Origin of the sequence: Bacillus sp. AFS002410 (genome assembly GCF_002556365.1) — a bacterium.
Lineage (GTDB): Bacteria > Bacillota > Bacilli > Bacillales > Bacillaceae_G > Gottfriedia.
In genome coordinates, this window is sequence record NZ_NUEU01000096.1 from 31,939 (window position 1) to 52,669 (window position 20,731).

Annotated in this window: 17 protein-coding genes; 8 read left to right on the forward strand and 9 right to left on the reverse strand. The window is 34.8% G+C overall.

Translation table 11 applies throughout. From position 1 onward, the window contains the following. Positions 1-51: 51 nt before the first annotated feature. Positions 52-1,122: a lactonase family protein gene (locus tag CN692_RS23075; protein WP_098121508.1), complete on the reverse strand. Its 1,071-nt coding sequence runs from the start codon at positions 1,120-1,122 to the stop codon at positions 52-54. Between the two features lie 269 nt (positions 1,123-1,391). On the opposite strand from CN692_RS23075, the gene CN692_RS23080 reads away from it, so the two are divergent. Continuing rightward, the gene (locus CN692_RS23080; RefSeq protein ID WP_098121468.1) at positions 1,392-2,765 is read left to right on the forward strand and encodes an aspartate aminotransferase family protein; all 1,374 of its coding nucleotides are present in this window, start codon (positions 1,392-1,394) and stop codon (positions 2,763-2,765) included. 19 nt (positions 2,766-2,784) lie between these two features. Further along, positions 2,785-4,251: a CoA-acylating methylmalonate-semialdehyde dehydrogenase gene (locus CN692_RS23085; protein ID WP_098121469.1), complete on the forward strand. Its 1,467-nt coding sequence runs from the start codon at positions 2,785-2,787 to the stop codon at positions 4,249-4,251. A 573-nt stretch (positions 4,252-4,824) separates the two neighbouring features. Here the strand turns inward: CN692_RS23085 and CN692_RS23090 are convergent. The 7 genes from CN692_RS23090 to CN692_RS23120 form a co-directional block, all read right to left on the reverse strand. Further along, positions 4,825-5,058, reverse strand: coding sequence for a hypothetical protein (locus CN692_RS23090; protein ID WP_257144107.1), 234 nt, complete (start codon positions 5,056-5,058; stop codon positions 4,825-4,827). A 13-nt stretch (positions 5,059-5,071) separates the two neighbouring features. Beyond that, entirely contained in the window at positions 5,072-6,478 is a 1,407-nt protein-coding gene (gene hydA / locus CN692_RS23095) for a dihydropyrimidinase (RefSeq protein WP_098121470.1), read from the reverse strand. Next, the gene (gene preA / locus CN692_RS23100) at positions 6,475-7,782 is read right to left on the reverse strand and encodes an NAD-dependent dihydropyrimidine dehydrogenase subunit PreA (RefSeq protein WP_098121471.1); all 1,308 of its coding nucleotides are present in this window, start codon (positions 7,780-7,782) and stop codon (positions 6,475-6,477) included. The genes hydA and preA overlap by 4 nt, the downstream gene beginning before the upstream one ends. A 16-nt stretch (positions 7,783-7,798) precedes the next feature. Continuing rightward, positions 7,799-9,136, reverse strand: a complete 1,338-nt coding sequence (locus tag CN692_RS23105) for an NAD(P)-dependent oxidoreductase (RefSeq protein WP_098121472.1) — start codon at positions 9,134-9,136, stop codon at positions 7,799-7,801. Positions 9,137-9,460: 324 nt separating this feature from the next. Then, positions 9,461-10,030, reverse strand: coding sequence for a TVP38/TMEM64 family protein (locus CN692_RS23110; protein ID WP_098121473.1), 570 nt, complete (start codon positions 10,028-10,030; stop codon positions 9,461-9,463). Positions 10,031-10,780: 750 nt separating this feature from the next. Next, positions 10,781-11,470, reverse strand: a complete 690-nt coding sequence (locus tag CN692_RS23115) for a zinc metallopeptidase (protein WP_098121474.1) — start codon at positions 11,468-11,470, stop codon at positions 10,781-10,783. 15 nt (positions 11,471-11,485) lie between these two features. Beyond that, positions 11,486-11,896 (reverse strand): MerR family transcriptional regulator, encoded by a 411-nt coding sequence (locus tag CN692_RS23120; protein ID WP_098121475.1) that lies wholly within the window; start codon positions 11,894-11,896, stop codon positions 11,486-11,488. Between the two features lie 189 nt (positions 11,897-12,085). Here CN692_RS23120 and CN692_RS23125 point away from each other — a divergent pair, with 189 nt between their 5' ends. From CN692_RS23125 to CN692_RS23150, 6 genes are all read left to right on the forward strand, one after another. Beyond that, positions 12,086-13,525, forward strand: coding sequence for a spore germination protein (locus tag CN692_RS23125; RefSeq protein ID WP_098121476.1), 1,440 nt, complete (start codon positions 12,086-12,088; stop codon positions 13,523-13,525). After that, positions 13,522-14,619: a GerAB/ArcD/ProY family transporter gene (locus tag CN692_RS23130; RefSeq protein ID WP_098121477.1), complete on the forward strand. Its 1,098-nt coding sequence runs from the start codon at positions 13,522-13,524 to the stop codon at positions 14,617-14,619. The genes CN692_RS23125 and CN692_RS23130 overlap by 4 nt, the downstream gene beginning before the upstream one ends. Next, positions 14,616-15,758 carry a Ger(x)C family spore germination protein gene (locus CN692_RS23135; RefSeq protein ID WP_098121478.1) on the forward strand — a complete coding sequence of 381 codons (1,143 nt, stop codon included), beginning with the start codon at positions 14,616-14,618 and terminating at the stop codon, positions 15,756-15,758. The genes CN692_RS23130 and CN692_RS23135 overlap by 4 nt, the downstream gene beginning before the upstream one ends. A gap of 186 nt (positions 15,759-15,944) precedes the next feature. Continuing rightward, a complete protein-coding gene (locus CN692_RS23140) occupies positions 15,945-17,411 on the forward strand; it encodes a spore germination protein (protein ID WP_179874532.1) in 1,467 nt (488 codons plus the stop codon). Beyond that, positions 17,401-18,513, forward strand: a complete 1,113-nt coding sequence (locus CN692_RS23145) for a GerAB/ArcD/ProY family transporter (RefSeq protein WP_179874533.1) — start codon at positions 17,401-17,403, stop codon at positions 18,511-18,513. The genes CN692_RS23140 and CN692_RS23145 overlap by 11 nt, the downstream gene beginning before the upstream one ends. Beyond that, the gene (locus CN692_RS23150; protein WP_098121481.1) at positions 18,510-19,607 is read left to right on the forward strand and encodes a Ger(x)C family spore germination protein; all 1,098 of its coding nucleotides are present in this window, start codon (positions 18,510-18,512) and stop codon (positions 19,605-19,607) included. Before CN692_RS23145 ends, CN692_RS23150 begins: the two co-directional genes overlap by 4 nt. Positions 19,608-19,684: 77 nt before the next feature. Here CN692_RS23150 and CN692_RS23155 read toward each other — a convergent pair whose 3' ends face one another. Further along, on the reverse strand, positions 19,685-20,716 hold the full coding sequence (locus CN692_RS23155; RefSeq protein WP_098121482.1) for a C40 family peptidase: 1,032 nt from the start codon (positions 20,714-20,716) through the stop codon (positions 19,685-19,687). Positions 20,717-20,731 lie beyond the last annotated feature (15 nt).

Below are 20,731 nucleotides of genomic sequence, written 5' to 3' on the forward strand. Positions count from 1 at the left end.
CAACCTCCTGCGTAAGTGCAATTCTTTATGTAAAATATCTACTAAAATGAGTTAAAGAACTGCCAAACCTTGCGATCCAAAATATAACTCTGGTGTCCAAACAGCAACTTGCAATCTAACAAGACTACCATCATCGTTAATTTGGAATACAGAAACAGTACCTTGATTGCCGTTTAAAGTGTAAAAATATTTTCCATCATTACTAACTCCGACATCCATTGGCAGACCAGTAGTCATTCCTGCAGGTGTACTCGTAGTATATCCGGCGACTGTCAGTGCACCGTTATGACCGATTCGATAAGTTGAGATTGTACCACTTAAAGTGTTAGTAACAAATGCAAATCTTTCGTTCAAAGTTGTAATAACCCAGCAAGCTGTCTTCCATCCAGAAGGTATAGATCCGCTGACTACTTTTAACCTCCCATTTTCACTTAATGAATAGGATGATAGTGCATTAGTGCCTGCTTCAGTTACTAATAAGATCCCTGTGGAAAGAAAATGACAGCCTAATGGTCCTGTTCCATTTGAATTATTTATTACTGGTCCAGTCAAGGTACCATTTCTATTTACATTAAAAATACTTAGACTATTTGTTGTGAGTTCAGATACGAGAAGTTTACTTCCATCGGGTGTGAATAAAACCTGAGCAGGCTGAGCATTAGCAGTACTTAGAATGTGAGTGGATTCAGGGATTTGAGAAAGTCGTCCATTAGCATCTATCCCAAAACCAGTAATATTAGATGCAAAATTATTAGCCTGGCTACCTACATTGGAAACATAGAGTAGATTACCAGACACCCCTATACTATTGGGCTGTTCACCTCCCGATGGCTTCACATCCACAAGAGTTAGAGTTCCATTCTCATTTACTATGAAACTACTAATAGAATTACTTCCTGCGTTAACGGCAAATAATAAATGTCCATCTTTCGTTAATGTTAATGCCCCTTGTGATGCTAGGGGATCTACACCATCATTGGCGGTTGCTCCGGAAACTTCTTTTATTCCAGTCCCTTTTCCGCTAGTCGGGTATGCTCCTATAAAAGTAAGCATCCCATTCATACTCCTACTAAAAGCAATAACTTGATTCATAGTATCATTATTAGTCATCATGTAAACCATACTTGGGCGTTGATTTCTGTAATACACTTATCCCGCACCCCCTTTTTTATTTTTATATGGAATTTTTGTATTTTCAATTACACTTAATATTTTAATCTTGGTTATCAATTGGCCTCCATCATAACAAATGACTTCTTTTTAATTTCAAAACTCACAAAACTGGAATTTGTCTAATCGTAATAGGATAATATCGTCCATTCAGTAATATTAATTAATAAAGATATAAAATTGAAATTTCAATAATAATACTGAAAGTTGGTGACATTTTAGTGAATGATAAAACTGTAAAAGCAACTCATTCTACTTCTCTAACTAAGGAAGAGCTCCTTGATTTAGATCAAAAATATGTATGGCATCATATGTCCCCTCACAATCCAAACCCATTGGTTTTAGTATCAGGTAAAAATAGTACAGTTACTGATATTAATGGTAAAGATTACTTAGATGGTATGTCTGGATTATGGTGTGTGAATGTAGGTTATGGTCGCGAGGAAATTGCCAAAGCTGCAGCTGAACAAATGCAAGCGATCCCTTACGTTCCTATGTCTCAAGGCAATGTTCCTTCTATTCTATTAGCTGAAAAGTTAAATGAGTGGCTTGGTGGAGATTATCGTATTTTTTATTCTAATTCTGGATCTGATGCAAATGAAGTAGCTTTTAAGATTGCTAGGCAATACCATCAACAAAATGGAGAGCCTTTACGTTATAAATTTATTTCAAGATATCGTGCATATCATGGGAATTCTATGGGTGCTTTAAGTGCCACTGGTCAAGCTAACCGTAAAGTTAAATATGAACCTCTTTCTTCAGGCTTCCAGCATGTCGCACCACCTTATTGTTATCGATGTCCTTTTGGTAAAACATATGGAGACTGTGGTATCCAATGCGCAAAAGCAATTGAAGATGTGATCAATTATGAAGGTGCTGAAACGATTGCGGGTATCATAATGGAACCAGTTATTACAGGTGGAGGGGTTATTGTCCCTCCTACCGAATACTTAACAAAAGTTCGAAATATATGTGATAAATTTGGTATTTTATTAATTGTTGATGAAGTGATCTGTGGATTTGGCCGCTCTGGAAAACAATTTGGTCATCAAAACTACGGCATAAAACCCGATATCGTCACAATGGCTAAAGGAATGACAAGTGCATACTCTCCGCTCTCAGCAACTGCTGTAAGAAGCGATTTATATGAAGTATTTAAACAACCTGGTCCAGATAATCACTTTCGCCATGTAAATACATTCGGAGGAAATCCTGCCTCATGCGCGGTTGCACTTAAAAACTTAGAAATAATTGAGAATGAAAATTTAATAGAACGTGCAGCTTATTTAGGTGATGAGCTTCGCAAAAAATTAGATAGTTTACTAATTTATAAGAATGTTGGGGACATACGAAGTTTTGGTTTTATCGCAGGAATTGAGCTTGTTGAAGATAAAAAAAGTAAAAAACCAGCTAGTCCTGAATTAGTATTAAAAATAATAACTGAATGTAAAGCAAATGGATTAATAATCGGTAAAAATGGAGATACAGTTCCTGGCTACAACAATATCCTCACACTTTCTCCTCCATTTACTACAACTGATGAAGAGATTGATTTTATCGTAAGTACATTAAACAAAGCATTCTCAAACCTATAATCGTATGAGGTGATATCCTATGTCGACGCAAACAAATATAAAAGTTTTAAAGAATTTTATTAATGGAGAATGGACTGAAGCTTCGCCAAATGCAAAAACTATCCCAGTTCCAAATCCAGCTACTGAAGAAATATTAGCATTTGTACCGCTCTCAACTAAATCAGATTTAGAAAATGCAGTAAAAGCAGCAAAAAACGCTTTTATTTCTTGGAGTAAAACACCTGTTCCAAAAAGAGCAAGAATACTATTTTCATATCAACAATTACTAATTAAGCATTGGGATGAGCTTGCAAATTTAATTACGATTGAAAATGGCAAAAGCTATAATGAAGCATATGGGGAAGTTCAACGTGGAATTGAATGCGTAGAATTTGCCGCTGGGGCTCCGACATTAATGATGGGTAAGCAATTACCTGATATAGCTACAAATATTGAATCTGCAATGTTTCGGTACCCAGTTGGGGTAGTTGGAGGAATAACACCTTTCAACTTTCCAATGATGGTCCCTTGCTGGATGTTCCCTTTAGCTATTGCTTGTGGAAACACGTTTATCTTAAAGCCTTCTGAACGAACACCATTACTAGCAAATCGTTTAGCAGAGCTCTTCACAGAAGCAGGTCTACCACAAGGCGTTTTTAATATTGTTCATGGCGCTCATGAAATTGTAAACGAATTACTTCAAAACAAAGATGTTCCAGCCATTTCATTTGTAGGTTCTCAGCCCGTGGCAGAGTACGTATATAAAACTGCATCTACCAATGGTAAGCGCGTTCAAGCTTTAGCTGGAGCTAAAAACCATAGTATCGTTTTACAAGATGCTGACTTAGATGAAACAGTTAAACAAATCATTACAGCTGCATACGGCTCAGCAGGTGAACGTTGTATGGCATGCTCAGTAGTTGTAACGGTAGGTGACATAGCTGATCCCCTAATCGAAAAATTAAAAAAGGAAGCAAATAATCTTACAATCGGAAATGGATTAGATGAAGATGTATTCCTAGGTCCAGTCATTCGCAAAGAACATCGCGATCGAACAGAACAATATATTGAAAGCGGAATTCAAGAAGGTGCAACCTTATTGCGTGATGGTCGTAATGACTTAATCAGAAAAGAAAAAGGCTATTTTATTGGCCCAACAATTTTTGATAACGTGAACCCATCAATGAAAATCTGGAAGGATGAAATTTTCGCACCAGTACTTTCAATCGTGCGAGTGAAGTCATTAAAAGAAGCAATCGAACTAACGAACAAATCAGATTTCGGAAACGGAGCTTGCATTTTTACCGACAGTGCCTCAAGTATTAGATACTTCAGAGAAAACATTGAAGTAGGAATGCTTGGAGTCAATATCGGCGTTCCGGCACCAATGGCCTTCTTTCCGTTCTCTGGATGGAAAAACTCTTTCTACGGCGACCTTCACGCAAACGGAACAGATGGAATCGACTTCTACACAAGAAAGAAAATGATAACTAGTAGATTTGATTAAATTCAATTTTGCTTTTCCATTAGTTAGTACTTAAGTTACTAACTAATGGGAGAGCTTTTTTTAAACAGAAAAAAATCGCATGTTCCGTTAGACTAAACGGATACTATGCGATTTAAAATTAGTATTTGGACTTTATCAAGATATAGTGTATGATTGCTTTAGGTCATTATTTATTCCTCCAGTACAAATTTTTCTTCGCCGAAAACATTGTCTATGGAATAGATATGGCCTATTTTCTTTTTATACAATTATGTGTGCATTGCCGAGGTGGACCAAAACTACCTATTTTTTAATAAAAACAGCTAAAAACAGTTGAATCTTATCTCTTTTCATTGAAATTGGTTGATTTTAATCTAATTTCCTTGTAAATTCCATTGAAAAACCGCTCAATATTTATTTGCGATTCCTCACTTATATTTGCGATTCCCCATTTTTATTTGCGATTCCCAATTTTTATTTGCGATTCCTCACTTTTATTTGCGATTCCCAGGTTTTATTTGCGATTCCCAGGTTTTATTTGCGTTCCCTCATTTTTAATTGCGAATCCCAGGTTTTATTTACGCTTCCACTCTTCTACAAATGGATCCCAAACTGTTTAATAATTAACGACCCAAAATATTTACGGGTATCAGCATTCATGATTTGAAGTGTGATAAACTGCTCCTCTTCCTCTTGGTTTTCAAAGTCAACAAAGGCACCGTCTAGCGTTTCTCTAACATTTTTAATCTGATAGCCTTTCTCTAGGAGAGAGTCTATTTGATGTCTTTCGATTAAAAATTCCTTAAACGTTGACATGTACTTGATCATTCCCTTCGTTACCTTACTCTTCTATTAATCTAGAAACTTTTTCACCGTACTTTTTTCTTTTTAAGTATTGGCCACTGCCTGCATGACCGACATATTGCTTATCTTTTATGACAAATTCTCCACGAACTAAGACACTTACTGGCTCACCAGTTACTTCCATGCCTTCGAATGCGTTATAGTCGACTGCCATATGGTGGGTTTTTGATGAGAGTGTTCGATTTATATTCGGATCAAAAATAACTAAATCTGCGTCTGAGCCCACTGCAATTGTTCCTTTTTGAGGATATAAACCAAATAGCTTTGCACTCCTAGTAGAAGTAATGTCAACGAATTGATTCAGTGTTATTTTTCCTTTTTTTACACCTTCAGAGAATAAAATGCTTACACGATCTTCAATTGTCGGTCCTCCATTTGGGATTTTCGAAAAATCGTCACGTCCTAATTCCTTTTGTCCTTTGAAGTCGAATGAACATTGATCGGACCCTAGAGTTTGTAGGTTCCCATTTTTCAATGCATTCCATAGCACGTCTTGGTTCCACTTTTCGCGAAGTGGAGGAGACCAAACATATTTTGCTCCTTCAAAGTTTGGCTTTTCAAGCATGGTCTGATCAAGCACTAAGTATTGTGGGCATGTTTCACCCCAAATATCAACTCCATTATTTCGAGCTTCTGTTATTTTTTCAACTGCCTCAGCACATGTAACGTGAACAACATATAGTTGCGAGTTTGCTAGAGCTGTTAAAGTAGCTGCTCTTCCAGTAGCTTCCCCTTCCACTTCTGGAGGACGAGTTAAGGCATGATAAATTGGCTCTGTTTTTCCTTCAGCTAATGCTTCATTTATTAAATAATCGACAACATCACCGTTTTCTGCATGTACCATCACTAGTGCACCAAGTTCTTTAGCCGCTAATAAAGTTCGGTACAATGTAGCATCATCAGCTTGAAATACATTTTTATAGGCCATGAAAACTTTAAATGAAGTTATTCCCTCTTTTTCTATCACTCTAGGTAACTCATTTAAAACATCATCGGTTATTTCTCCGATCATCAAGTGAAAACTATAATCGATGACTGCTTTATTAGTTGATTTTTCGTGCCATGTTTCGATTGCTTTTTGAAGTGGTTCTCCTTTGTTTGTTAAACAAAAATCTATGATTGTTGTTGTTCCTCCAAAAGCTGCAGCAATTGTTCCAGATTCAAAATCATCTTTAGTGACTGTTCCTCCAAATGGCATGTCTAAATGCGTATGGGGATCTACACCTCCAGGAAAAATATAATTACCTGTTGCATCAATTACTTCAGCATCTGTACTTTCTAAATTTAGGCCAATTGTTGAAATTTTATCTTCTTCTATTAAAATATCAGCCTTAAAAGTATCTGTAGCGGTCACAATTGTTCCATTTCGAATAATCTTCTTCATTTTCTTTTCCTTCCCCCCTTTAAAATTGAATATTGATTAGAACGCGCTAGTCTATTTAATGCCTGTTCTCGTTCATTCCAAGTCATCGGAGAGTGTTCACTTGTTACTTCTACCATATTTATGGCACCTTCCACCGGACAAACAATAGCGCATAAGTTACATCCAACGCAGTCCTCTTCCCGTACCTTTAAGTATGACTTTCCATTTTCATTTGTTAACATATCAATACATTGGTGAGAGGTATCTTCACAAGCTATATGGCATTTATTGCAGTTAATGCACACATCAGTATCAATTTTAGCGACTATTTGATAATTTAAATCTAAATTTCCCCAATCAGAAAATTTATGAACTGATTTACCTACAAGATCCATTACGGATGAAATTCCTTTTTCGTCTAAGTAATTGTTTAATCCATCAATCATGTCCTCAACAATTCGGAACCCATGGTGCATTGCTGCTGTGCAAACTTGAACGCCTGTCGCTCCCATTAGCAAGAACTCTACTGTGTTTTGCCAATTTGAGATTCCTCCAATACCTGAAATTGGTACATTAATACGTGGATTCCTTGCGCATTCTGCAACCATATTTAATGCAATTGGTTTAACGGCCGGTCCACAATATCCTCCATGTGCTCCTTTTCCTGCAACATGTGGAATCGTATTCCAAGAATCTAAATCTACACCCATTAAACTATTTATTGTATTAATCATACTAACTGCATTTGCTCCTCCCCTTACTGCTGCTTCCGCAGTCACGGTTATATCAGTAATGTTAGGCGTTAACTTTACAATGACTGGTGTTTTTGCGACTTCTTTTACCCAAAAAGTTTGTTTTTCTACTAGTTCTGGGACTTGACCAGATGCTGAGCCCATTCCTCGTTCTGCCATACCGTGTGGGCAGCCAAAGTTTAGCTCTAAACCGTCAACTCCAACATCCTCTACCCTTTTTACGATTTCATGCCATTTATATTGTTGCGGTTCCACCATAAGTGAGGCGATAATCGCATGGTCTGGAAATTTCTTTTTCGTTTCATAAATTTCTTTTAAATTTACTTCAAGAGGTCTGTCACTAATCAGTTCGATATTATTAAAGCCGGCTACTCTTTGTCCGTTGAAGTTAGTAGCCGCAAATCTTGAGGAGGTATTAATAATCGGTTCACCTAATGTTTTCCATACTGCCCCTCCCCACCCAGCTTCAAAAGCCCGTTGTACTTGATACCCCGAATTTGTCGGAGGTGCAGAAGCTAGCCAAAATGGATTAGGTGATTGTATGCCCGCAAGATTAATCCGTAAATCTGCCATGCAAGAAAACCTCCCTTTAAATATTTAGCTGTTTATGAATAGCATAAGCTACTTCTTTTCCTTGCTGTGCAGCAGTCACTACCATTGCTTCACCTAGCCCTTTTCCGAATATGACATCACCACAAGCAAACACTTTCGGATTCGATGTTTGAAAAGTTTCTGAATTTACTTTTACGACTCCATCATTATGTTCTAATTCAAATTGTTCAATTAGATCTTTATAGCGTGTTTGACCAATCGCTTTAATAACCCCATCTACTGGAATCGTAAAATTTGAGTCTGGTATAAGTACAGGTTGACGGCGACCGTCTTTTCCTACATCACCTAATTCCAAACGAACACATTCAAGTGCGATTACTTTTTCGTTTTTACCTATTATTCTTATCGGTAAAGTTAGCCATCGGAATTCTACACCATCTTGCTTTGCAAAATCATATTCAAATTGATAAGCGCTCATTTCTGCTTGTGTCCTGCGATATAAAATTTTGACATTAGCTGCGCCTAAACGAACAGAACATGTCGCTGCATCAATTGCGGTATTTCCAGCTCCTATTACAACGATGTTTTTATCAATAAAACGATCTGTTAATTCACCCGATTTTGTCTCTTTTACAATATCAATCGCATCATATACTCCGTTCAAATCTTCCCCTTCTATATCAAGCATCGGTACTTTCCCCATACCTATGGCTAGCACGACCATATCATTGTTTTCTACTAATTCATTTGCTAATATATCCGATCCAACTCTAGTATTCGTATGAATTTTTACATCTAACTGTTCTACTTGTTGAACTTCCCAACTTGATATTTTCTTCGGTAATCTGAACGAAACAATTCCGTATCGATTTAATCCACCTGCATAATCTTCCGCTTCATAGATCGTTACTTCATAACCTAGTAAAGCGAGTTCCCGAGCTGCAGCTAAGCCAGCAGGACCACTACCAACGATTGCGACCTTTTTGCCATTCTTTTGTCCAGCCTTAAATAATACTGGATTATTTTTTATTGCCCAATCTGTTGCATAACGTTGTAGATTCCCTATCATGATTGGTTTGGTAGAGTGATTGAGCACACATGCACCTTCGCACAACTCTTCCGTTGGACAAACTCGAGCACAACTTGCGCCAACTGGATTAGATGACATAATCGTTTTAGCTGATCCTTTTAAATTTCCCGAACCTATTTTCTTAATAAATGATGGAATATCAATCCCAGTTGGACACGCCTTAATACACGGCGCATCATAGCAATAAAGACATCTATGTGCTTCTTCAAACGCTTCGCGATTCGATAAACCAGGATTTACTTCATCAAAGTTCTTCGATAAGTCATTTAACGAAACTCTATTCACCGATAACACCCTCCTAGTAGCTACATAGTTACTTAAAGAAAGCGATTTTTACGATTGTGCTAATATGTTTTGGCTTTCCCAGATTTTCTTTTTCCCTCCTTATAAGAAAAGCGATGTTCAAAATAAGAACGATTCCTTCTGTTCCTAAATGGAATGCTCTTTCAAAATTGAGGTATTTCAATATATGTAAATTTAAATTAATTTAGACATGTTTATGTATGTGTTAACGGTATCTGTTTCATGATTATTACAACATTTTTAAGCAAGTAACAACAAAAAAAACCCAACCCCTAATAAAAATAGGATTGAGCTTTTTAGACAATATTAAAATTTATTTTTCAAAAATACATTAAATCGCTTTCTATAAAAATAGATCAGTAAGGCAATGAGCAATAATCCTAAAATGATTTTGCCGAATAAAGTGAATTCTAACACTTGATTGACCGAATACGATTCAAATAAGATGACAGGCAACTTCCCAAAAAAACTAGCAACAATAAAGCTTGACCATGTGATCTTTCCGAGTGCAGCAAATAAAGTAATCAAACTAGATGGAATAAATGGAATAAAGCGTATCAATAACACACCGTAAAAAGCTTCTTTTCCTTCTAAACTTAATAGTTTATTTAATAGTTTAAATTTACTTACATCACGGTTAAATCTTTTTCGCAAACCATTTCTATACAAAATGAAAGATACTAATGTACCGATTAATTCACCTGTGAAAGAAATTAAAAATCCATCCGTAAAACCAAATATTTTAATATTGATTGCAGTCAAGAACCAAGCTGGTATTATTCCAACAATACTAATTAGAACATTGATTAAAATACTAAGTATGGCTGCATAATCTTTGTATGTATTTAAAAAATGTTCAATTGCAGAAAGAGTCATAATTTTCCCCCATTTTTTTAACCACTTAATTGTACTACATTTAATATGATAAAAAAGCCAAGGCTACTAAAAATACATAAACTTCCAATTTTAAAATCTATTTACTAGTTTAGACATTGAAATTTTAAACATACTTATCATTTCAAATTTAATATTTTCAAATAAAGAAAACCGTGCAAAAAAAAACAGCCCGGTCCTATTTTACTTAGAGTACATCCGCAAAAATACCACAGTTTTTAGAACCGTGGTACCCCTCAATTGCTATCTTTCAAAAAAGCCATTAGATGATCTTCTAATGGCTTCATACTTGGAAAAAGCGAACACTTTGTGTACTTTATTGATAAAGCTGTGAACTTTGTTGATAAAGCGGTGGTTTTCGTTGATATAGTACTGGTTTTTGTTGATATATCGATTTTTTTGTTGATATGATAATTGGCAGGCTCTGCAATCGGTGGGTTTGTGCGTAAATCAGTGGGTTTCGTGCGTAAATCCAGGGATTTTGTGTATAAATCAATGAATTTTGTGCGTAAATGGATAGGTTTCGTGCATAAAGCACCTGGCTTTCGCGTGAATCATTAGATTTCGCCCTCCATGTCACAGCTTGTGCCTATATCTATAGATTTCGTGCATAAAATTCCTAAAATTGGAAACTACGTCTTTTTTTCTTCTCCGCTGCCAATTTATACTTTTTTAAAGTACAAAAAAAAAGACGAATTTGTATGGTTCACAAAATCATCTTTTTGATTATTTTTATTCTTCTTCAGTTTGGCCTTGGAAGAATATGAATAAATATTTTACTAATTCTAAAACTGAAATTAAGGTCGCTGCTAAATACGTAAGTGCAGCAGCTCCTAGTACTTTATTTACACCTTTTCTGTCCGTGTCATGGATTATACCTGATGCTAGCATTAAATTCTTCGCTCGCGAACTAGCATTGTATTCAACTGGTAAAGTAATTAATTGAAATGCTACTGCTACTGAAAAAAGTAAAATCCCTACTCCAATTAAAGAAAATGCTTGAAGTAAAAATCCTCCTAGCAATAGTAACGGCGCTGCTCCTGATGCAATGTTAACAATTGGAAAAATTCGGTGACGAAGTGTTAAAAAGCCATACGAAGTATCATGCTGTATTGCATGACCTACTTCGTGAGCTGCAACAGACACTGATGCGATTGATTTACCATAGTAAACTTCTTCAGATAAGCGAACTGTCCTTGCCATCGGATCATAATGATCTGATAATCTTCCAGGCACTACTTCCACCGGTACATTAGGTAAATTATTATTGTTTAATAGATGTCTTGCTACTTCAGCTCCGGTTAATCCTCCAGATGCTGGCACTTCAGCCCAGTGATTAAAACTTGATTTCACTTTAAATTGTGCCCAAATCGATAATCCAAAGGCAATCAAAATTAGGAAATCCAAAGGGTGAAAAAACATTTACATTCTCTCCTTTTAAAGAATAAATGACAATAACGTCTGAATTAATTCTGATGTTTGTGACGTTAGTTGACGTAAAATATTAAGTTTCTGATCCTCACTTAAATTTTCTAGTAAAAATTTTAATTGTGATAATTCACTTTGTAACTGATTCATATGAACCGTTACTTCCTCTGTTAGAGGCGCAATACTCTGACTTTCGAAAATTGTTTTTTTCTTATCTAAAATTTCTTTTATTTCTTGGAGTGGCAAGTGCATTGATTTACATTGCTCAATAAATTTTAAAGTTTCTAAAGAAGCTTCATTATAAAAACGATGTCCAGATTCCGAACGCTCAGGTTCAAGTAATCCAAGATTTGTATAATAATCTATTGTGCGCTTAGACACTCCTACTTCTTTTGCTAGTTCTCCAATTTTATAGACAATCCCAATGGTTTCACCCTCCTTCTATTTGTATTATATGTGAATCTTTCAAAAACGTACAGTAAAACGTTACATTGTTGGATTTATGTATAATATAGCAGTAATTTAACGACTTCTAAAATACAGAATAGTAATAAGCTTAGTGGGAAAAATAGGATAAAATTACCTGTTCGGGAAAGGGATGCTCCTTTAATGATAGCTGACCGAGATTTAGAGAAAAACGAAAAATCGCTTCGGGAATTACTGTTTAATAGCGCTGACTTCAAATTCAGTGATTTCGGAAGCGGTGACCGACATTATCGGTTATTTTATTTGAATACTATGATTGATGATAAATCGGTACAAGAATTTATTATTCGTCCTTTACTTAACAACACAAATGGCAGTGTACGTGAAGCCGTTTCCATTCTGGATTACAATGAAACCGAACTTCTATCGGTTGCCGTAAATGCTCTTGTTGAAGGAAAAACGGCTCTCCAAATTGAAGGCGATAAAAAGCTCTATTTACTTAGAACTGAACTAATTAAAGAGCGCTCAGTGAACATTCCAATTAATGAACGAGTTTTACGTGGTTCTCACAAAGCTTTGAATGAAAACTTGAATACAAATCTTAATATTATTCGAAACTTAGTTGCTACTCCAGATTTAGTGATAAAGAATTATCAAGTTGGACGTAGGTCAAACACGAACGTTGCCGTTATTTATTTGCAGTCTCTAGCAAATGAAGTTGTTTTACAGGAATTCGAACGTAGAATTACTCATATTGATACTGATTACATTGAAGCACCTGGTTTTTTTCAAGAACTCATCCAAGATAAAAAGTTTTCTCTCTTTCCTAAAATGCTCGTAACTGAAAGACCAGACAGAATAAAATCTTACTTAATGGATGGGAAAATTGGATTTTTAACAGATGGCGCACCAGAATGTGCAATGGTTCCTATTTCTTTTTGGGCTTTTTTTCAAAGCCCAGATGATTATCAAGTTGGTTGGTTATTTGGTAGTGTACTAAGATTTCTACGTATTTTTTGTTTTATTCTTGCAATTAGTTTACCTGGAACTTATGTTGCTCTAGTTACATTCGACCCTAGAATTCTCCCATTAGAAATTGCATTAACTTTGCAAAGCTCTATGCAATACGTTTCCATGCCGCCTGTTTTAGAAGCTATCACAATGCTAGCAATTCTTGAGGTCTTAAAAGAAGCAACTGTCCGGTTACCAAATCCTGTAGGCCAATCAATTGGTGTTGTGGGTGGTATCGTAATTGGAACAGTTGTTGTTCAGTCCAATTTAATTTCAAATATGATGGTCGTTATAGTAGCACTTACAGCAATTGCTTCATTTATAATACCTTCGTATGAAATGAGTAACACAGCTCGTTTATTAGCGTATCCTTTTATCATCATGTCGGCACTTTTCGGACTGATCGGGTTAGAAATATCATATTTGTTGATTTTGACACACTTATCACGTATGAATACATTCGGCATCCCTTATTTTTACAATTGGTTTAACGGCGATACGATTAAAGATACGATTTTTAGAGCACCTATTAAAAGCATGAAAAAACGTCCAATAGAAAGTATGGCTAAAGACGAAATTAGAATGGGAAATACTAAGGGGGAGACTGAGTGATTCAATTAAAAAAGATTTCAATTAATCAACTGATTTGTCTCGTTATACTGAACCAAGTAGGTGTCAGTGTATTATCAATCCCTTATGAAATGTCTAAAATATCGGGCTATGACTCTTGGATGTCTCTTATTATTGGAGGAATAATAGCTCAAATCGGAATCCTTGTTGTCTATCAACTTGGAAAAGCTTATCCCGCTCGATCACTGCAAGAGTATATTGCTTCAATTGTAGGAAAACCATTAGGATTGCTTATTAACTTACTTTTTGCAGCATACTGTGCAGAATCTTGTTTAACGATCATTGTTACTTATGCGGATGTCATTAATCGATGGTTATTATTTGAAACACCTTGGTTCGTCCTAATCGGCTTAATGGTGTTAATCACAGGGTATATTGCATCTTCAACACTTCGTTCAATATCTACCATTACACAGTCTATAATGGCCATGTTTCTAGTATGTTTTGTCATTATTTTTATTAGTGGGTTTGGAAATGGAGACATTCGTCACTTTCTACCAATCGGTACGCATGGGATTGCTCCAATTTTAAAAGGTGCTATCCCTGCATTTTGGGCATTTGCTGGATACGAACTTCTTCTGTACGTATTTCCATATGTAAAAAGTAAAAAAAAGAAAAACATTTTAGTCGCCATGTCAGTTGCTAATGGGGTAACGACATTATTTTACGTGTTTATTGCCTTTATTGTGACGTACAACTTTAGTGAAAAGCAATTAAATCATATCCCTGAGCCGATGGTCTTTATTCTTCGCAAGTTTAGATGGCCAGTTGTACAAAGTTTTGATATTTTATTTATCACCATCTGGTTATCAGTGACATTAGTAACGGCTTATATTTACTTATTTTTATCTGCTCGTTACTTAGCATTTATCGGTAGAAAAGAAATCCGTCATCACTCACTCTTAGTGTGGTTAATAGCACTACTTTGCTTTGTGGCAGGTACATTCTTTACTGAGAGACAGTGGATTCCGAAATTTTCAGAGTATCATGATGTATCTACAGCTATCATGATTTTGGCAGTTCCAACAGTACTTCTACTAATTTCATTTGTAAAAGAAAAGGTGGCGAACAAATGAAAAAATCCTTAATTTTACTACTACTGTTGCCACTATTAACAGGCTGTTGGGATCGACTGGACTTAAAGAAACTTCATTTAGTTGATGTAAATGGTTTTGATCTTAATGAAAAAACCGGTGAAGTCGGAGCATTTTTTCTAATTTCCAAGCTTAAAAGCACAGGGCAAGGTACTGGGGAGTCTCATTCGGAAGTGAAAGAACTTAAAGGACCTACATTAGCTGAAGCAATTGGCCAATGGGAGTATACCGATCAATCACCCTTTATAGGAATTAGTACTAGAGTTTATTTAATAAGTAAAAATTTCGCTTCAACTGATCCTATTTCAGAGCTTGATTTTTTACTAGGAGCACCCTATTCATCCATTAACACACCTTTGATTGTAATAGATGGAGATCTTTCGAAAGTATTTGAAACCGCTTCAGAGCCTAATAAAGAATTTTCAAAAGACTTGAATGAGTTTATTGTCTCAATGGAAAAAAATAAAACGATTCCAACAATCTCCATGATGAACTTTATACAATCAAAGGATGAACCTTTGTGTGATTTAGCATTACCTATGTTAAGTCCAATAAATTCGGACTTGGAATTAAATGGTGCGTTATTATACCGTAATGGTCAACCTACTGGGAAAACACTTGATCGTGATCAAGTAAAACTAATGATGTTATTAGAAGGCGGGAACACTGGAAGACAAAGATTTACTGGGAACTTGGAAAGATTTACTGGAAATATATCTGGCGAAAATGGTGAAAAGTCCTATTCTAAAACTGCTGACAAAAATAATTTTGGATTTACCGTCAAAAGAAACTTTTCAAAAATTATTGTTTCTACCAGATCAAAAAAATCACCAAAAATCCAGGTACGAGTAAAATTACAAGTGAGTGCTTTTGAGATTGGTAAAGAAGGTCATAAGTTAAAGCCTGATTACGTTAAAATGGAAAAAATTCTAAATAAACACTTTGACAAAATGGCATTGGAAACAATTAAGACCATGCAATCAGCAAATTCAGACGCTCTCGGTATTGGTGAGGAATTAAAAGCATTGCATCCGAAAGTTTGGGAATCTCTAAATTGGAGAAAAGATTATCCAAAAATGACAATTGAACCTAAATTTGAAATTGATATACTTAATACGTAGTAGCTTAAGATTATTTGAATCACAAATATTGCTAAGCAAACTCCCCCTGCTTCTTTTTTGCGGGGGCTATTTGTTTCTTACACCAATACTACTCTCCATTCATTTCAAATAAAAAAGTATGAATCTTCATGAATGAATATCTTTACTAAATTAACAAATGATATGTTTACTGGAGGTGGAAAAATATTGAAAAATGAAGTAACTAATTCCATCCATAAAGATCTTAAAATTAATTTAGAAAAATTACAAGACGAATTTTCAAATGTATTTGATTTTAAATCTAGAACGATTATTTTCAATAATAAACCACTATGTATTGCTTTTATTGATACGATTTCAAATAAAGATTTTATCAATGAAAATATTATTAGGGTCCTTATTAACATAAAAAAGGGTCATATTTTGACTGATCTTCCAGTTTCAACTATTACTTCTACTCCTAATCTAGATGAAATTAAGTCTGCTCTTACTAATGGTAGTACCATTTTATTAACTGACGGTTCTAATGAAGCTTTTATTATTGAAACCGGCGAATTTGAGGGAAGGGCATCAAATGAACCTGATAACGAAAAAATTGTAACAGGTTCACATGATGGATTTGTTGAGAGTTTAAGTAAAAACATTAGTTTTTTGAGAAATAGGATTAGAAGCGCTGATTTTAAAATAGAGATTATACGAGTCGGAGATCCTGGTACGAATGTAGGTGTTGTATATATAGAAAATATCGTAAATAAAGATATTCTTCAAAATGTAAAAGGACGCATTGAATCTATTCAACTTGAAAATAATTTAACTCCAGGAAAATTAGAAGAATTAATTGAGGATAATTCATTTTCTCCATTTCCACAATTATTAGAAACAGAACGGCCTGATCGGGTAGTTGCTAATCTTTATGACGGGAAAATCGCACTTTTAGTAGAGGGAAGTCCATCATCTGCGATTGTGCCTGCTTCATTTTTTATGTTTTTTCAAAGCCCGGATGACTATAACGGAAGGATGTTAATTGGATCGTTTTTACGATTAATTCGACTATTTAGTTTTTTTCTCTGTATTTGTTTACCGGCAATTTATATTGCGATCGTGTCATTCAGTTATGAAGTTCTTCCATATCAATTAGTAACAACTATTCGCAATAGTATTGAATATGTACCATTCCCTCCTATTATCGAAGCTTTAATTATGCAATTAACATTAGAATTACTAAGGGAGGCGTCTATTCGTCTACCAAGCCCAATTGCTCAAACCATTGGAATTGTTGGAGGTCTTGTTATCGGAACAGCAATTGTTGAAGCTAATTTAGTTTCAAATACGATGACGGTTGTAATTGCAATCACAGCAGTTGCTTCATTTGTTGTCCCTGTTCATGAAATGAGCTTTTCTCTTCGACTAGTAAGTTTTCCAATGATTATATTAGCGTCAATCTATGGATTTGTAGGAATTATATTTGGTCTAACTGTTATTATGATTCACCTAGTAAAGCTCGAATCGTTTGGCACACCATATTTTTCTCCCTTTGCTCCGATTCGACTAAAAGATATGAAGGATACACTTATTCGTGTACCTTTTTGGAAAATGAAAACACGACCAACGAATGCTTTACCAACTGATACTGTGCAATCAAAAGGAACTAAGGGGTGGAAAGATGAAAATTAGTAAAAATGAGACAATTACATCCTTTCAATTATTTTTCTTTATGGTCGTTGCACATTTAAATATTGGCATTTTTACACTTCCGACAATTTTATTTAAATATGCTAAGCATAATGGATGGATTTCCGTTTTATTTTCTGGTGTTTTTTCGATCAGTATTATTTTTCTATATTCACTCTTGCTTAAGCGTTTTCCTAATTTAACAATCTTTGAAATTTGTAAGTTTTTTTTTGGAAAGTGGATTGGTGGAATTTTAATTGTTGGTTATATTTTGTACTTTATTTTTACAAGTTTAATTATTAGTCAATTTTATATTGGTAGCTTTGGCAAATGGGTTTTTTCAAACACTCCTACTTGGGCCATATTACTTTTATTAATGATGATTGGTATTTATTTAGGGAAAGAGAGTATTCGTACATTAACTAGATTTTATCAGTTAGCTTTTTGGGTAATATTTACTATTTTTTTATTTAGCCTCAGTGCATATAAGGATGTAGACTGGCAATATTTACTACCGATTGGTAATACAAATATTACAGGGATCGTAAAGGGTAGCTATCATTCAATTTTTATGTCAGAAGGGTTTGTAAGTTTGTTAGTAGTCTATCCTTTTGTTAAGGCCCATCATAGAAAAAAAATCAATAGCTCTATTATTTCTGCACTTTTTGTTACATTTATCTATCTATTTATTGTTATTTTATGTACAGGGTTTTTTAGTTCAAAAGAACTGAAGTTAATCCCAGAACCGACCATTTATTTATATAAAACTTTAACTTTTTTTCATGTTTTAGAGCGACTTGACTTACTATTCCTTTCAATCTGGTTTGTACTGATCGCTTCGTCCTATGTCGTTTATTTATTTTTGGCGAATATCGGTATTCTTAACTTACTAAAAATTAATAAAAATCGAACTTTATCCATACTTGTAATTTGTTCATTAATATTTTTAATTGGAAATTTTCTACCTGTTACTTATAGTTTCATGGAGAAACTATTAGATATTTTCAACTTCGCTAGTATTATTTTTATAGTTGTCATTCCTTTATTGACATTAATCATATCCCTTCTTTTTAAAATAAAAAGTAAGGAAGTTGAACTAACATGAAAAAGTCTCTTTCTATTACATTATTACTCGTATTCTTTTTAACTGGATGCTGGGATCAACACTCATTAAAAGACTCAGCACTTGTACTAAGCCTTGCAATAGACCAGCTTCCAAAAGATAATATTAAAACGACAGCTAGCATTAGGACTAGTGTATCTAAAGGTAGCCAAGCCGAAGCAATTAATTATATTGTTAGTGATAATGGATTTTCTGTTATAGATGCAAGGCAAAATATTGATTATCAAATACCTGGTAATTTTTCTGCCAACAAACTGCTTGTCATGCTTATAGGCGAAGATCTTGCAAAGAACAATTTATATCCTTACTTTGATAATTTTTTTCGCTATATAAGGAGCTCCCTAACCTCACGTGTAGCCATTGTAAAAGGACAGGCATCGAGTATTCTCGAAATGAAAACTTACAAAGATATTTTAATCAGTGAATCATTGACGGAAATGCTTTCGAGTGCCGAAAAACTTTCTTTAATTCCAATAGAAACACAACAGACAATCTATAAAAAAATGGATGATCCTGGTTATGACCTTGCCTTACCTTATTTAGAAAAGATAGATGATGAAACGATTAAAATTAAAGGTGTGGGCCTATTACATGATACTAAATTTTCTGGAAAAATATTAAACGAGCAACAATCCAAGCTATTATTATTATTGCAAGGAAAAATAGGCAATGTAATGAATTTATCTGAACAATTGAATGATAAAAAAGAGGTTATTTCTTTTAAAGTAAAAAACATAAAAAGAAAATTACAAGTTAATGTAAAAAACGGACAACCAAAAGTAACGATGGATATGAAGATTAAAATTAATTTAACTGAATATACAGGTGGAAATTTATTAAAAGATAAAAAGAAAAAACAAATAGAAAAACAGATTGCAGACAATATAGAAAAAGAAATGAGAGAAGTGATTAACAAACTTCAAGATGCGAATTGTGATGCTTTAGGAGTTGGTAGAAATTTAATGGCTTATCATCCTAAAACGTGGGCTAAGTTGAATTGGGAAAAAGACTTTCCAAGTATCCCATTTGAAATTCATACAAAAGTAGAAATGTACACACGTGGAATTATGTTATAAGAAATAATTCATTTATACACTTTTAAATAAAAAAGAAAGCCATGAACAATTCATTTGTTCATAGCTTTCTTTTTTGATTACTCTGTCCAGTAACGGCGAGCACCAGAAAACTCTTCAATATACCCTTTTGTATTTAATGGAATAATTTCCACACTTCGTTCCGCATTTGGCGCTTGAATCATTAAACCATTTCCAATATACATTGAAACGTGATGTACAGATCCAGTTCCGTTGTTACTTGCGAAGAATAAAAGATCACCAGGTTGGATTTCATCTTTTTTGACTTCTATCCCACCCTTAGATTGAGGTCCTGAATCTCGTGGAATTGTTACACCAAATGACTTAAATAAGCTAGATGTAAATCCTGAGCAATCAAATCCGAAACCTGATACGCCAGCCCATAGGTAGCGTAATCCTAAGAATTGTTTCGCTGTTTTGATTAAATTTTCAGGTGTTGCTTTAGGAAATTGATTTTCATTTTGATATACTGCCACATCTGCTTTTTTAATAAATTTATTCCCATCATCTGGTGTTGCAACCATCACGACATTCCCAAAATCCTTCACTACAGGTAAGCGTGTATTAAAGCTAATTTCCATAAACTTGTGATTTAGTGCTTTTCCATCATATAACCAAGCTGTTTGACTTGATACCATAATAAATGGGGTATCCTTATATTTCTCTAATCGATCATCTGTAGTTAATTGTCTTTTTGGCATCCAACCAGGATAGCCTAGTTCGTTACGTGGAGTAGGTTGCCCATCCACAGCTACCTTCACCCAGTCACCCGACTCTTCTAAAATGGTTACTTTTGTACCGTATACTGCTTGTGTTTCAAGATAACTTGTTAGCCATCGTCGAGTTTCAGTATCTTCCATATTAGCAGACCATTGGCGCGGATCAACTGGATTACTTAAAGATGGTGCATCAATATCTCTAACTTGGAATCTACCATTTGTTGTCCACTGCGTTGAAACAGACACATCTACGTAGGCTGTCTCACCTGGAGTAAGTTCTTCTTGCGTTTTTGCTAAAGATTGGGTTGTCATTGTGGAAAGTAATGTACCTGCAACACATAAACTCAAAATTAAATTTTTTGTTTTTTTCATCGTAAAACTCCTCTC

Coding starts and splice junctions, on each gene's coding strand:
- CN692_RS23110 (WP_098121473.1), bottom strand. CDS start 10,030: ATGACTCTTTCTGCAATTGAACATTTTTTAAATACATACAAAGATTAT.
- CN692_RS23145 (WP_179874533.1), top strand. CDS start 17,401: ATGAAAATTAGTAAAAATGAGACAATTACATCCTTTCAATTATTTTTC.
- CN692_RS23090 (WP_257144107.1), bottom strand. CDS start 5,058: ATGATCAAGTACATGTCAACGTTTAAGGAATTTTTAATCGAAAGACAT.
- CN692_RS23155 (WP_098121482.1), bottom strand. CDS start 20,716: ATGAAAAAAACAAAAAATTTAATTTTGAGTTTATGTGTTGCAGGTACA.
- CN692_RS23115 (WP_098121474.1), bottom strand. CDS start 11,470: ATGTTTTTTCACCCTTTGGATTTCCTAATTTTGATTGCCTTTGGATTA.
- CN692_RS23075 (WP_098121508.1), bottom strand. CDS start 1,122: ATGGTTTACATGATGACTAATAATGATACTATGAATCAAGTTATTGCT.
- CN692_RS23135 (WP_098121478.1), top strand. CDS start 14,616: ATGAAAAAATCCTTAATTTTACTACTACTGTTGCCACTATTAACAGGC.
- CN692_RS23085 (WP_098121469.1), top strand. CDS start 2,785: ATGTCGACGCAAACAAATATAAAAGTTTTAAAGAATTTTATTAATGGA.
- CN692_RS23150 (WP_098121481.1), top strand. CDS start 18,510: ATGAAAAAGTCTCTTTCTATTACATTATTACTCGTATTCTTTTTAACT.
- hydA (WP_098121470.1), bottom strand. CDS start 6,478: ATGAAGAAGATTATTCGAAATGGAACAATTGTGACCGCTACAGATACT.
- CN692_RS23125 (WP_098121476.1), top strand. CDS start 12,086: ATGATAGCTGACCGAGATTTAGAGAAAAACGAAAAATCGCTTCGGGAA.
- preA (WP_098121471.1), bottom strand. CDS start 7,782: ATGGCAGATTTACGGATTAATCTTGCGGGCATACAATCACCTAATCCA.